Genomic DNA, 13,773 nt, shown 5'->3' with positions numbered 1-13,773 from the left:
GGCGGGCTTGAACCATGGACGCAGCCCGCAGCCTTGGGCAAGTTTCCTTCCTAAAGGTTGCGGCTTCACGTTGCTCAAACGACCTCGATGATTCGCCCCGTTCGCGCAGCCTGGAGAATCGCATCGGTCACGCGAAGGTTCTGCAGTCCGTCGTAGGCACTGACCAAGGGTTTGCACCGGCCAAGGATCACGTCGCCGAAATGGTCGATTTGCCGGGCCAGCGAGTCGATAACCAAGGGGTGAGCCAATCCCAGTTGTCGCTGTCCGGGACATTGCGTGTCTGCAGCAGCCTGCGCCTCGGGCGGAACTTTATCTCCCCCATTCTTGCGCGCCTGCGAGAATTGCATCCCGGACTGAATATCTGGGTTGAACTGATGGACCGCCGGGCCGATCTGGTGGAAGAAGGTTTCGATATCGATATCCGCATGGGCGAAGTTACCGAACCGAACTTGATCGCGCACCGCGTGGCAGAAAGCCAGCGTGTGCTGGTTGCTGCGCCCGCTTACCTCCAGAAGCGCGGGATGCCCAAATCCCTCGCAGATCTGGCCGGCCACGATTGCCTCCTTTATCGGGAAAGACACCAGACCTTTGGAATATGGCGAATGTCGGGGAGGTCGGGAGAAGAGTCCGTCAAAGTCACCGGACCGATGGGCTCGAATCACAGCGATGTGGTCTGCAACATGGCGCGTGAAGGACGCGGCATCATCCTGCTTGCCGCGTGGGATGCGGCTGAAGACCTGCGCAGCGGTCGTCTGCTAAGAGTGCTGCCTGAATACACCCAGAAGGCAGACATCTGGGCAGTTACGACCACGCGGTCGGAGCGTTCGGCCAAGATCAGGATCTGCACGGAGTATCTGGTGAGCCAGCTCCGTGAAGGGCCTTATGCGCTGGATCTTGAGGTGTTTTAGGCCAATGCTTGAAGGATTGGCCATATATGGCGTTCAGCTTTTTGAAAAATTGAGGACTGGGGTTCGACTTCTCCGCGCATCGTCGCAGTGCCCTGGGGTTCAGGTAATCCTGCGACGACAGGTAGGGATTGGTCGTTCCCCAGGGGCCGCAAACCTGCTAATGGCGAGATTTGGTGTCGTTGGCGGTTCCCCAGGCTAGGTCGGCAAGCTTTCCTGCTTCAATCGGCTGAGAGGATTTTTGTGCGATCGTGCGCCACTGCGCAGGATAAGGCTGGATCCCTTCCGCCGCTCCTCCCCAGAAACTCGCCTTGATGCCAAGCACAACGGTGCCGCCCTGGACCTGCGGTGGAGGAACCAACTGCGCGGCAGTGATGAGTTTGTTCGCAAGAGGCGTTGGCAAAGGAGGTTCCAGGGCAAGCCAAACTTTCGACTTTTGTCCAGGCCGAATTCCGATGACGATATGCCCGCCGGCAGGGGAGGTTGGGGAATGCGATTTCACGTTTTCCCCAAGCGTATTGCTGAGCAGGGAAATGTAGTCTGCCAATCCCTTCGGGTCCGGTATGCGTTGGGATAGAACGAAATCGGGCTGCAGCATCGTGACGCCGAGCATTCGGTAACTCTCCGCAACCAGGGCCTTGCCAGTAGGCGATCCGGTCTTGTGTTCAAGCCCAAGCCTGTCGAGATCGTCAAGACTCATGATCGGCGAGTACATGAGGTCGGATCGGTCGGTTGAGCGGGACCACCCGAATCGCATCTCGCCGATGGCGCGTTTCGTCATTTTCAATAAGCGGGTCGATGCGCGCTCGGTCAGCATGGCCTGATCCTTGTTGTACTCAAGGAGCCGTGCCAATGAAATAACCGAACTGTTCAAGCCCGTGTTATGGGATGAAAACTGGAAGCGGAAATTTGCCGATCGCGAATTGATATCCCGGAGGGTCAGGAATATCCGATAGGTGTTTGGCGATGCTTCTGGAAGCGAGGCTGACGCAGAAGCGCCCAGTGACAGGATATCCTCCACGACGTATTGATTGGTACCGGGGAGCGTGGTCAGGTTGAGCGGGGGTAGTTGGAGGGACGCCTTGACGCGGATATTGAAGTCTTGTTGAAGCCGCTTGGCCAGCAACGAGGCAAGATCCTCCGGGAAGTCGTCGAGGGGAATAAGGTAAACCGACACTGTATCGAGCGGGCTTTGCGGCGTATTGGATTGGCTGAACCGTTTCATGTCGATCAGTTCAATCGCAGACATTTTCTGGAAGACTGGCGAATAAGTCTCCCAAAGCGCACTGGTGGTGCCGGATATCGAGACGATTGCGAGATCCAGGTTGTCGTTACCCCAAAACATGGAGTACATGACCCGGTACGGTCCTTCCATGGTTTCCAGACAGATTCGGGTAAATAGCCCCTGAATACTTTCGCCACAGGTGGAGACAATCTTTTCGGCCGATTTATTTTTTGATTCTGCAACGTTGAGAATGAATTCTTTGGCGCTCTTGCCCGTAACGGCTTTTACACCGATGAATGCTTGAATCTTGACGCCGGTCGTATATGGCCCGCCGGTGCGCGAATCTTCCTTTGAGATGGTCCAGGTATAGCTGGCCCCCTCATGACGCTCCGAGTAGAACCAGTCGACCGGACGCATTATCTTGCCGCCGGTGGGCTCCAGGATCTGTGTTACGTATTGAGCCGGCTGATCCGCTGCAGCGTACGTCGGCAAGCCCGCAGAAATAATCAGCGCGAGCAGAAATAAAAAGAGCTTCACGGGTTCTCCTCAATCTTTCCGGCAGGGACGATGGTTCATCTCTTTGGGGGTATATTCAGCATTCAGCCAGACTTTCAAGCTAATGGTGCCGAGCAGCTTCCCATGAATCGGTCTCACCGTGCATGTGATTGTCATTTGGTGGGTTGAATATACCAAATAACTCTTAAAAAATGATAATGAAAATATGTTTATTCTGAGGTCAGCTGAGCTGAAGCATGGCCATCTCATGTGGAGGACATCCTGTCCGGAGAGGCGATCTGCAACTGTCATAATTGATGTCGTCGGCGTTCCGGCTCATATCTCGCCCCTCGCACCTGAACCCACGAAGCTCCACCGGGAACTCTCGACGCTTCGAGCATCGTGAGTTCATCTTTGCGTTAAACCGGTTCAAGTTTGAGTTGAACCAGCTCAGCCCCGACTTGAACCGGTTCAACTCCGGGCATCAAATGTTCATGTCCCAGCTCCGAAGGTTCAGATCCGGGGGGCACGAGTTCAAATCGTGGCTTCGACAGTTCAAGTTCACGCATCTCGAACTCAGCGCCGCGGAGCTGAAGTTCAAGTCCGGCGAGCAAAGGTTCAAATCGCAGGGGAGCTGGTTCTATGCAGTGGGGGCGGTGCGGCCCGCGAAGGGCGATAGGTGCTTCTCCGCGCTGGACGTCCTGATGTCCGCTGCCGAAGGGTGGGGCTCGCCGCCTCAGCCCCGTGGTGTCGACAGCCAGCGGAGTACGGTGGCGAACAGGACGGTGGGTTCGACGGGTTTGCCGAGGTGGTCGTTCATGCCGGCCTCGAGGCAGCGCTGGCGGTCTTCGTCGAAGGCGTTGGCGGTCATGGCGAGGATCGGGGTCGTTGCGTGATCGGCCAGGCTGCGGATCGTGCGGGTGGCGTCGAGGCCGTTCAGGCGCGGCATCTGCATGTCCATGAGGATCAGCGCGTAGGGGGTCTGGGCTGCCATGGCCACGGCCTGTTCGCCGTCAGCGGCCACGTCGACGCAGAGGCCGGCTTCTTCCAGCATCTCGCGGGCGACTTCCTGGGTGACGGGTTCGTCTTCCACCAGCAGCACGCGGGCACCGGCGTGTTTGGCGCGTATCTGCGCTTCGGCGTCGTGGGGCTGCGTTGCGGTCGCTTCGTCGTCGCCGGCAAGCCTGTCGAGGGGCAGCGTGAGCCAGAAGGTGCTGCCTTCGCCCGGCTCGCTGTCCACGCCGAGCTGTCCGCCCATCAGGTGGGCGAGCCGCCGGCTGATGGCCAGTCCGAGGCCGGTGCCGCCGTACTTGCGGGTCATCGAGCCGTCGGCCTGCTCGAAGGCGTTGAAGAGGCGCTCGTGGTCCTGCGGGGCGATGCCGATACCGGTGTCGGTGACCGAGAAACGCAGCTGGGCGCGTTCCGCCGTTTCTTCGATGCAGCGCACGCTGATGGTGACGGTGCCCTGTTCGGTGAACTTGATCGCATTGCTGGCCAGGTTGAGGAGGATCTGGCCGATGCGCAGCGGGTCGCCCTGGCAGCGCAGCTCGCCGACCGGCGGCGGCATGTCGATGCGGACCTGCAGGCCCTTGTCCTTGGCCTGGCGGCCGATCAGCGACACCAGGTTGCCGACCACGTCGTGCACCGCGAAGGGCGTGTGTTCCAGCACCAGGCGGTCCGCTTCGATCTTCGAGAGGTCGAGGATGTCGTTGATGACCTGCAGCAGGTGCCGGGAGGCCTGGCCGATCTTCTCCAGGCGGTCGCGCATGCGCGGCGTGCCGGCGTCGCGCAGGGCGAGGCTGGTCATGCCGAGGATGGCATTCATCGGCGTGCGCAGCTCGTGGCTCATGTTGGCGAGGAACATGCTCTTGGCACGGCTCGCCGCTTCGGCGGCTTTCCTCTGGTCGCGGGTGCGCAGGGTTTCGATGCCGAAGCCGAGGTTGCGCGCCAGCTCTTCGAGCAGCACGACCTCGTCGGGGTTGAACACATCCCGGTCGGCGGCGTACAGGGTCAGCGCGCCGATGGACTGGCGGGTGACGCACAGGGGCAGGGCGATGCTGGAGCGGAAGCCGACGGCCTTGGCGTATTCGCGCCAGGGCGTCATGAGCGGGTTGATCCTGACGTGCTGGACGACCTGGGTGGTGCCGGTGCGTACGGCGGTGCCGGTGGGGCCGCGCCCGGTGGCGAGCTCTTCGTTCCACGATACGCGGATGTTCGACAGGTATTCGTCGGCCTGCCGGCCGAAGCGGGCCACCGGGCGCACGCTGCAGTCCGCGTCATCCTCGCCGAAGCCGACCCAGGCCATCTGGTAGCCGCCGGTCTCGACGATCTGGCGGCACACGTCGGACAGCAGCTGGGTTTCGTCTTCCGAGGAGAACAGGGCCAGGTTGCAGTCGCTCAGCAGGCGCAGCGCCCGATTGAGCCGAAGCTGTTCGCGAACCGAATCGGTACGCTCAGCGCTGAGCCGGAGCAAGTGGTCCTGGGTGTCGGCGAGCCGGTCGAGAACGCTGCCCTCGGCCCCTTCCACGTGGGGAATGGGGGCGGACTGGTCGTTCCGGCCGAGGTCGGCGATGGCGGTGTAGATGTCGAGCACCGATCCGCCCAGAATCTTCTTCTGGCGGCGATGGATGTTGTAGGCCAGCGCAACGAGCAGCGCAAACATCAGCCCGAAGGCGGAGCGGATATGCACGGCCTGGGCCTCGGCAGCGTGCACGTCTTCGAGCGTACGCTGGTCCATCATGCTTTCGAATTCGCCGATGGGCGCCATGATGCCGGCCTTGGCGCGGTGGTAGGCGGCATCGTGCAGCATGAGGATGGCCTGCTCGCGTTGAGCCGCCAGCTTCGGGCCGCCGGCCTCGACGAGGGCCATGGCTGCGAATTCGGTGCGCGTCAGCGCGTCGGAGTTGGCCTTGGCTTCGCTCAGCTTGGCGAATTCCTCCGCGGTGAAGCCGGCCCGCTGCATGAGTAGCAGTAGCGGTAGTGCGGCATCGGTGGGGCGAGGGCGGCGATCGTCGGTGAGGACCAGGTCCCAGTAGATGTGCTGGTAGTCCGCCGGACGGGCGCGGCGGCCGTCGCGGATGTCGAGGATTTCCTGGTAGTGGGCCTTGTACAGTGGATCGCCGGTGACGATGTAGGTCCGCACCATGCGCGTCAGGTCATCGGACGACTGGCGCAGTTCCTCGGCGAGCAGGAAGGACTGGTGGCGCAGTTCGTTGGCGCGGTCGATCTGCTTTTCGGCGTGCACATAGACCAGGAAGGTCATCACCATCGCGACGAACAGGCCGAGCGTCAGCCAGATGTGGCTGGAAAACCTGGGCAGGGCGCCTTGGGCTGACGGCATACGGATGGCGGCGTGGGCGATGGATCGGGCTGGGCAAGCGGGAAACCATTATCACCGAAATGGGTATGCGCATACCTTGCTGAAGTGTGTCCGATCGCACACCGGGCGGCACGAGTCGTCGGTCGTTGCTTTTGCTCTCCAGCCCGCCGTCACTGCGCCGCATTGATCTGGAAACGGTTGCGGTAGGCGCCGGGGCTCATGCCGATGCGTTGCCGGAAAAGGCGCGAGAAGGAGCTGGTGTCGGTGTAGCCGACTTCGCCAGCGATGAGGTCCACGCTCAGGTTGCCGGTTTCGAGCAGGGCGCGGGCGGCTTCGAGGCGGAGATCCTGCAGGTAGGCCAGCGGTGTTTGCTGCAGGGCGGCCTTGAAGCGCCGGATCAGCGTACGGTCGCTGACCGCCAGCGCGGCGGCCAGCTCCGAGATGCGGAGCTCCTGCGTCATGTGGCGCTGCAGCCACTGCTGGGCGCGTTCCACCAGCGCATCGGCGTGGGGCCGCTCGGCCAGCAGCGGCAGGTAGGGCACCTGGCTGGTCTGGCTGACGTCGATCAGCATGCTGCGGGCCACCTGCGAAGCAATGGCCGGCCCGACGAAACGCTCGATGACGCGGATGGCCTGCAGCAGGTAGGAGGCCGACGCGCCGGCGCAGATCAGCCGCTCGGCCTCGGTGATCACCGAACGCAGTTGCAGATCCACCTGCGGATAGCGGGCGCGGAACGGCTGCTCCAGCCACCAGGTGGTGGTCGCCGCCTTGCCGTCGAGCAGGCCGCTCTGTGCGAGGATGAAGGTGCCGGTGCAGTTGGCGGTCACCCATGCGCCGGCCTGCCACTGGGCCACCAGCCAGGCGCAGGTATCGGCCTGGGCGGCGAGGATCCGCTCGAACGCCTGCCGCCCGCAGTAGTGCAGGCTGGGCACGAAGACGAGGTCGTAGCGCTCACCGGGTTCCAGCCGGCGGATTGCCAGTGACAGCCCGTTGCTGGCCACGACGGGCTGCCCCGTGATCGACACGAACTGCCACTCGAACTGTTCTGCCGCCGCGCCTTGACGGCGCAGCAGGTGAGCGTTGGCGACCTGCAGGATGTCGGCAAAGCCGCCGACGCTGGAGGCGTGGCATTGGTCGAAGGCAAGGATGGCGGCGCGGATCATGGCGTGGCGGATATCGCACAAAAATAGTCAGTTTCGCCACTCTACACATCGGTGCCCGGTTTCTAAACTGAGTCCGTATTCATCACCACCTACCCATCAGAAACGGAGTCCGTTCATGAAAGTGTTCATCGTTCACGCCCACCCCGAGCCGCAGTCCTTCTGCACCGCAATGAAATCGACGGCGGTCGAGGAGTTCCAGCGCCAGGGCCACGAGGTGCAGGTGTCGGACCTGTACGCGATGGGCTTCCAGCCGGTGGCCTCGGCGGCGGACTTCGGCGTGCGCGCGAATCCGGACTACTGCGTCTATGCCCTTGAGCAGCGACACGGAGCGAGTAGTGGCACCCTCAGCGCGGACATCCAGGCTGAGCTCGACAAGCTCTTGTGGTGCGACCTGCTGGTGCTGGTCTTCCCGGTCTTCTGGTTCTCGACGCCAGCGATGCTGAAAGGCTGGATCGACCGGGTCTTCGTGTCGGGCCAGGTCTATGGTGGTAAGCGTGTCTATGATCGCGGCGGGCTGGTCGGCCGTCGTGCCCTCGTCGGCCTCACGCTGGGCGGGCAGGAGCATATGTTCGGGCAGGAAGGCATTCACGGCCCACTGGACGGCATGCTGCGCCACCTGCTTCAGGGCACGCTGGGCTACGCGGGGCTGGATGTGCTGCCGCCTTTCGTCGGCTGGCACATTCCCTATATCAGCGAGGAGGCGCGCAACGGCATCATGGACGACTGGAAGGCTCGCCTCCAGACGATCGAGGGCGACGTGCCGCTGCAGTTTCCGAGCCTCTCCGATTACGACGATCGGCTGCGGCCCCTCGCCACGGCCGCTCAGCGCGCCTCGGCCGGATCGTAGGGCACGACCTTGTCCTGCTCGGCCGGATCGTTGCGGGCGACGATCGCGCGGGCCGGTTCGTCGTTGCTGAGGTTGATGGCCTGATGGGGCACCTCCGGCGGAATGAACAGGAAATCGCCGGCGCTGCTGACCACGCTGTCGCGCAGCCCGGGGCCGTAGCGTGTCTCGACGCGCCCGGCGAGGACGTAGATCGCCGTCTCGTGGCCGTGGTGCAGGTGGGGCGCAGACATGCCGCCCGGCGGAATCACCACCAGATGCATGGACAAGCCGCCACTGCCGGCCGTGGCGCCGGAAATACCGACAAAATAGGGTAGCCGCTGGCTGGTGAGGACTTCACTGTCGGGGCGCACCGCGACGACGGTCGGGGATGGGCTGGGTGATGACATGCCAAGCTCCTTGCGGGGGCACCACGGCGGACGCATGGTGCTGCTGTAAAGCTAGCCAAGCCGGGGGGGAATCGCCAGGCGCTGCGGAAGAATCGTTCGTCGGCCCCGAGTGGGTTATATTGCGACGCGACAAAATCAACCGCCTGGTGCTCCCATGTCTCAAACCCCGCTTTCCTTCCCGCGTCGCATCGCGCTGGCCTGCGGCAGCTTCCTGTCCATACTGACCGATCCCGGTTTTGCCGAACGGATCGTCGGCTTGCGGGACGGCCATGGTCATGCCCCGCAGCCGGCGCCGGTTGCTCCGGTAGAACCGGTTGCGCCCGCCGCGCCGGTGGCCCCTGCGGCCCCCGCCGTGCTGCAACGTGCTCCCCATGAGGCAGCGCAGCAGCTCCTGGGCCTGCTGCAACGGGATGCGCGCCTCATCGACTTCGTGCAGGAGGATATCGCCGCGTATTCCGACGTCGACATCGGCGCCGCCGCGCGGGTCGTGCATGAAGGCTGCCGCAAGGTACTGAACGAACACTTCCGCATCGAGCCAGTGCGCAAGGAGAGCGAGGGCAGCCGCGTCACGCTGGCCGAAGGCTTCGACGCCGCGGCGGTGCGCCTGACCGGCAATGTCGTCGGCAGTGCGCCCTTCACCGGCAGCCTCAGCCACCGGGGCTGGCGGGTCACCGAGAGCCGCCTGCCCAGCCTGGCCGACGGTCACGATACGTCCATCATTGCCCAGGCCGAGGTGGAGCTGTGAGCGCCCGCTACACGATCGGCATCGATCTGGGCACGACCCACTGCGCGCTGTCCTACGTGGACATCGAGGCCAGCGACGGCGAGAAGGCCGTCCAGCAGGTGCTGGCGATTCCGCAGCTCAGCGGCCCCGGCTCCGTGGATGAACGCCCGCTGCTGCCGTCCTTCCTGTATCTGCCCCACGCCGACGAGCTCGCCGACGGCGATCTCCACCTGCCGTGGTCGCGCACCCAGGACTTCGCGGTCGGTGAGTTCGCGCGCAGTCGCGGTGCCGCCACTCCGATCCGTCTGGTGTCGAGTGCGAAGAGCTGGCTGTGCCACGCGGGCGTGGACCGCCGGGCGGCGATCCTGCCGGCCGACGCCTCGGCCGACGTGCCGCGGATCTCGCCGCTCACCGCGTCGATCCGCTACCTGTCCCATCTGCGCGACGCCTGGAGCCTGGCCCACCCGGAGGCGCCCTTCGCCGAGCAGGACGTGACCGTCACGATCCCGGCGTCCTTCGACCCGGCGGCCCGCGAGCTCACCGCCGAGGCAGCCCAGGCGGCCGGCTACGGCCCGATGACGCTCCTCGAGGAACCGCAAGCCGCGCTCTACAGCTGGATTCAGAAGAGTGGCGGGCAATGGCGCAAGGACGTGCGCAAGGGCGATCTGATCCTGGTGGTCGATGTGGGCGGTGGTACCACCGACCTGTCGCTGATCGCGGTGCTGGAACAGGAAGGTAACCTGGCGCTGCACCGGGTGGCGGTTGGCGAGCACATCCTGCTCGGCGGCGACAATATGGACCTGGCGCTGGCCTACGGTGTCGCGCGCAAGCTCGCCGCCCAGGGCTCCCAGCTCGACCCGTGGCAGACGCGGGCGTTGGCCCACGCCTGCCGCGCGGCGAAGGAGACGCTGCTGTCCGATTCCGCGGTGGCAAGCGTGCCCATCGTCGTGCCGAGTCGCGGTTCGAAGCTGATCGGCGGCTCGATCCGCACCGAGCTCACCCGTGACGAACTGACGTCCAGCCTGGTCAACGGTTTCTTCCCGCAGGTCGCGGCCACCGACCGGCCGCAGACGCGGGCGCGTGGCGCACTGACCCAGCTGGGCCTGCCCTATGCGCAGGACGCGGCGATCACGCGCCATCTGGCCGCCTTCCTCGGTCGGCAGCTCGACGCGACGGCGGAACTGGAAGGTTTCGCCGACGTGCCGGCGGCCAACGCGAGCTTCCTGCACCCGACCGCGGTGCTCTTCAATGGCGGCGTGCTCAAGTCCGAGCTCATCGCCGGCCGCGTGCTGGACATTCTCAACGGCTGGCTGGCGGCGGAAGGCGCGGCGCCGGCCCGGCTGCTCGGCGGGGCCGACCTGGATCTGGCCGTGGCGCGCGGCGCCGCCTATTACGGCTATGTTCGGCGCGGGCGTGGCGTGCGTATCCGCGGCGGCACGGCGCGGGCCTATTACGTGGCGGTGGAGTCGGCGATGCCGGCGATCCCCGGCATGGAGCCGCCGGTGCAGGCCCTGTGCCTGGCCCCCTTCGGCATGGAGGAGGGCACCGAGGCGGCGCTGCCGGAGCAGGAGTTCGGTCTGGTCGTCGGCGAGCCGGTGCGCTTCCGCTTCTTCGGCTCGTCCGTGCGCCGCCAGGATCAGGTCGGCAGCACGCTCGACTTCTGGGCGCCGGACGAATTGCAGGAGCTGGAGGAGATCGAGGCCACGCTGCCCGCCGAAGGCCGCGTGCCCGGCGAGGTCGTGCGCGTGAAGCTGCATGCCCGCATCACCGAAACCGGCACGCTGGAGCTCGAGGCGCTGCCGGTCGGCGGCCACGAGCGCTGGAAGGTGCAGTTCGACGTGCGCGGTGAAGGTGGCGCCTGAGCGGGAGGCCGTGAGCCGCTACACCGTCGGCATCGACCTCGGCACCAGCAACACGGTCGTCGCCTACGCGGCGCCGGGCGAGGCCCGCATCGAGTTGCTGGCCATCGAGCAGTTGGTCGGGCGCGGCGAGGTCGCGGCCCGTCCGCTGCTGCCTTCGCTGCGCTATCACCCGGCGCCCGGCGAACTGGATACGGCCTCGCTGAGCCTGCCATGGCAGGCAGCGTCGGAACGGAATGAGGGCCCGCCGGCGATCATCGGCAGTTACGCCCGCGACCTGGGTGCCCAGGTGCCGGGGCGCCTGGTGGCCAGCGCCAAGAGCTGGCTGTCCCATGCCGGCGTCGACCGCAGTGCGCCCATCCTGCCGTGGGGTGCCGGCGATGATGTGCCCCGCGTATCGCCGGTGGCCGCCAGCGCCAGCTATCTCGCCCATGTGCGCGCCGCCTGGGACGCGCGTTTTCCGGATGCGCCGCTGGCGGCCCAGGGCATCGTGCTCACGGTGCCGGCATCCTTCGACGAAGGGGCGCGGGCCTTCACCATGGAGGCCGCGCGGCTGGCCGGCCTGCCGCAACTGCGCCTCGTCGAGGAACCCCAGGCGGCCTTTCACGACTGGCTGTTCCGCCACCGGGAGCAGCTCGCCAGCGAACTCGCCGGGTCGCGCCTGGTGCTGGTCTGCGACGTGGGCGGCGGCACCACCGACCTCACGCTGGTCCAGGTGGAGGCGGGTGAGGGCGGCGTGCCGCGCCTGACCCGCGTCGGGGTCGGCGACCATCTGATGCTCGGCGGCGACAACATGGACATGGCGCTCGCCCATCTTGCCGAGCGCCGCCTGGGAGGCACCGAGCGCCTGTCGGCGGCGCGCTTTGCACAACTGGTGCAGCGCTGTCGGGCAGCCAAGGAGCAGCTGCTGGCGGCCGACGGGCCAGAGCAACTCAGCGTGACCTTGCTCGGCGAGGGCGCCCGGTTGATCGGCGCGGCGCGCTCCGTCGTGCTGACCCGCGCCGAGGTCGAGGCGCTGGTCGTCGATGGCTTCCTGCCCGTCGAGGGCCCCGACCAACAGCCGCAGCGGCGCCGGGCGGCTATCGTCGAGTTCGGCCTGCCGTATCCGGCCGATCCGGCGATCACCCGTCATCTGGCGGCCTTCCTGCAGCGTCATGCGAGTGCGGCCAGAGCGGCCCTGGGGCCTGATGCGCCGTCTGGCGGCGGGCTCGCGGTGCCGGATACCGTACTGCTCAATGGCGGCGTGTTCCGCGCGGATGCGCTGAGCCGGCGGCTGGTGGACGTGCTCACGGCTTGGCGTGGCCGCGCACCGCGCGTGCTGCACAACGATGCCCCCGATGTGGCCGTCGCTCGGGGTGCCGTCGCTTTTGCGCTGGTGCGAGAGGCGCGTACCGGCCTGGGCCCGGCGATCGGCGGCGGCTCGGCACGCAGCTATTTCCTGGTGCTGGAGGAGGACGCGCGGCGGAGCGCGATCTGCGTGCTGCCGCGGGGCACGGAATCTGGCCGCGAAGTGGTATTGCCGGAGCGCCGCTTTACGCTGCAACTGGGCCGGCCGGTGCGTTTCCACCTTGTCTCGACCAGTGGGGACAGTCCCTGGCAGGCCGGCGATCTGGTCGATCCGGACCAGGCGGACTTCATTCATCTGCCGCCCGTCGCCGCGCTGCTGCCGGCGTCTCAGGGCAGTCGCCAGAGCAGCGTGGTCGTGAGCCTGAGCGCCACGATGACCGAGGTCGGCACCCTGGAGATGAACTGCGTCGGCACCGGTGAGGACCGCCCACGCTGGAAGCTGGATTTTGCGTTGCGCGGCGAGGCCGCCGAGGTTCCGTCGCCGGCTGCTCCCGGTCTCGTCGAGGCCATCGCGTTGATCGATGGGGTCTTCGGCAGCCAGGGCAAGGACGCGGACCCAAAAGGCGGGCGCCAGCTGCGGGCCCGTCTCGAACGCTTGCTCGGCCCGCGGGATGAATGGGACACGGCGCTGCTGCGTCCGCTCTTCGACGCCCTTGTCGAGCGCGCCCGGCGTCGGCGCCGTTCTGCGGAGCATGAGCGGATGTGGCTGAACCTGGCCGGTTACTGCCTGCGCCCGGGGCTCGGCGCGGCCCTCGACGAGTGGCGTATCGAGCGGCTGTGGGCGCTGTTTGGCGAGGGTATCCAGTACGTGAACGAGGGCCGCAACTGGAGCGCCTGGTGGACCTTGTGGCGCCGCGTGGCGGGCGGGCTGCCCGAAGCTGCGCAATTGCAGGTGCTGGAAGTGCTGGCCGGCCATCTGGAGCCCGCCGCCGAGGGCCGCGCCCGTGCACCGCTGCAGGCCAGCTATGAGGATATGGTGCGGCTGGCGGCGGTGCTGGAGGGGGTGCCGGTGATGCACCGCATCGAGGTGGGCAAGTGGCTGGTGGAGCGCCTGCCGCGCCCCACAGAAAGGGCGCAGGCGTGCTGGGCGCTCGGCCGCGTCGGCGCGCGGGCGTCGCTATACGGCAGTGCGCACCAGGTAGTGCCCCCCGAGATTGGCGCCGAGTGGCTGGCGGCTATGCTGGCCCTCGACTGGAAGTCCGTGCCGCAGGCCGGTTTTGCGGCCGCGCAGATCGCCCGTCTGACCGGTGACCGCAGCCGCGACCTGCCCGATGCGCTGCGCGAAGAGGTGATCCGCCGCCTCACCGCGATCCGTGCGCCTCAGGGCTGGATCACGATGCTGCGGGAAGTTGTCCAACTCGACGAGGCCGAAAGCCGCCTCAGCTTCGGTGAGGCCTTGCCGGCGGGGCTGCGCTTGATCTAGCTGACGCGTTCCTGAAAGAAGCACCTGCGATGCAGGGCTTCTTTTGTGGATCGATGAAAGATCATGCGTCGTCGGGTGAA

The 13,773-nt window shown here is 65.9% G+C and carries 9 protein-coding genes; 5 read left to right on the top strand and 4 right to left on the bottom strand.

Features of this window, described 5'->3' with window-relative positions; all coding sequences use genetic code 11:
* The first annotated feature begins 14 nt into the window (after positions 1–14).
* A complete protein-coding gene (locus tag AC3QL2_RS24200) occupies positions 15–908 on the top strand; it encodes a LysR substrate-binding domain-containing protein (protein ID WP_493234880.1) in 894 nt (297 codons plus the stop codon).
* Between the two features lie 157 nt (positions 909–1,065).
* Here AC3QL2_RS24200 and AC3QL2_RS24195 read toward each other — a convergent pair whose 3' ends face one another.
* The 3 genes from AC3QL2_RS24195 to AC3QL2_RS24185 form a co-directional block, all read right to left on the bottom strand.
* Positions 1,066–2,667 (bottom strand): hypothetical protein, encoded by a 1,602-nt coding sequence (locus AC3QL2_RS24195; RefSeq protein ID WP_493234882.1) that lies wholly within the window; start codon positions 2,665–2,667, stop codon positions 1,066–1,068.
* Positions 2,668–3,361: 694 nt separating this feature from the next.
* Positions 3,362–5,965, bottom strand: a complete 2,604-nt coding sequence (locus tag AC3QL2_RS24190; RefSeq protein ID WP_493234883.1) for a hybrid sensor histidine kinase/response regulator — start codon at positions 5,963–5,965, stop codon at positions 3,362–3,364.
* A gap of 149 nt (positions 5,966–6,114) precedes the next feature.
* Positions 6,115–7,107: a GlxA family transcriptional regulator gene (locus tag AC3QL2_RS24185; RefSeq protein ID WP_493234884.1), complete on the bottom strand. Its 993-nt coding sequence runs from the start codon at positions 7,105–7,107 to the stop codon at positions 6,115–6,117.
* 115 nt (positions 7,108–7,222) lie between these two features.
* Here AC3QL2_RS24185 and AC3QL2_RS24180 point away from each other — a divergent pair, with 115 nt between their 5' ends.
* Positions 7,223–7,954, top strand: coding sequence for an NAD(P)H-dependent oxidoreductase (locus tag AC3QL2_RS24180; protein ID WP_493234885.1), 732 nt, complete (start codon positions 7,223–7,225; stop codon positions 7,952–7,954).
* Here the strand turns inward: AC3QL2_RS24180 and AC3QL2_RS24175 are convergent.
* Positions 7,930–8,340 carry a cupin domain-containing protein gene (locus AC3QL2_RS24175; RefSeq protein ID WP_493234886.1) on the bottom strand — a complete coding sequence of 137 codons (411 nt, stop codon included), beginning with the start codon at positions 8,338–8,340 and terminating at the stop codon, positions 7,930–7,932. The two genes, AC3QL2_RS24180 and AC3QL2_RS24175, sit on opposite strands and share 25 nt — an antisense overlap.
* A gap of 154 nt (positions 8,341–8,494) precedes the next feature.
* On the opposite strand from AC3QL2_RS24175, the gene AC3QL2_RS24170 reads away from it, so the two are divergent.
* Genes AC3QL2_RS24170 through AC3QL2_RS24160 form a run of 3 tightly spaced genes read left to right on the top strand, consistent with a single transcriptional unit; the run spans position 8,495 to position 13,693 of the window.
* Entirely contained in the window at positions 8,495–9,085 is a 591-nt protein-coding gene (locus AC3QL2_RS24170; RefSeq protein WP_493234887.1) for a DUF2760 domain-containing protein, read from the top strand.
* Positions 9,082–10,926: an Hsp70 family protein gene (locus AC3QL2_RS24165; protein WP_493234888.1), complete on the top strand. Its 1,845-nt coding sequence runs from the start codon at positions 9,082–9,084 to the stop codon at positions 10,924–10,926. The genes AC3QL2_RS24170 and AC3QL2_RS24165 overlap by 4 nt, the downstream gene beginning before the upstream one ends.
* A 10-nt stretch (positions 10,927–10,936) precedes the next feature.
* Positions 10,937–13,693, top strand: a complete 2,757-nt coding sequence (locus AC3QL2_RS24160; RefSeq protein ID WP_493234889.1) for an Hsp70 family protein — start codon at positions 10,937–10,939, stop codon at positions 13,691–13,693.
* Positions 13,694–13,773 lie beyond the last annotated feature (80 nt).

Source organism: Zoogloea sp. GW822-FHT05C07 (assembly GCF_058800215.1).
This window is presented reverse-complemented; position numbering and strand designations above follow the sequence as displayed.

Excerpts from the sequence above, each read along its gene's own strand:
- AC3QL2_RS24175 (WP_493234886.1), bottom strand. The coding sequence starts at position 8,340 with ATGTCATCACCCAGCCCATCCCCGACCGTCGTCGCGGTGCGCCCCGAC.
- AC3QL2_RS24180 (WP_493234885.1), top strand. The coding sequence starts at position 7,223 with ATGAAAGTGTTCATCGTTCACGCCCACCCCGAGCCGCAGTCCTTCTGC.
- AC3QL2_RS24190 (WP_493234883.1), bottom strand. The coding sequence starts at position 5,965 with ATGCCGTCAGCCCAAGGCGCCCTGCCCAGGTTTTCCAGCCACATCTGG.
- AC3QL2_RS24185 (WP_493234884.1), bottom strand. The coding sequence starts at position 7,107 with ATGATCCGCGCCGCCATCCTTGCCTTCGACCAATGCCACGCCTCCAGC.
- AC3QL2_RS24200 (WP_493234880.1), top strand. The coding sequence starts at position 15 with ATGGACGCAGCCCGCAGCCTTGGGCAAGTTTCCTTCCTAAAGGTTGCG.
- AC3QL2_RS24170 (WP_493234887.1), top strand. The coding sequence starts at position 8,495 with ATGTCTCAAACCCCGCTTTCCTTCCCGCGTCGCATCGCGCTGGCCTGC.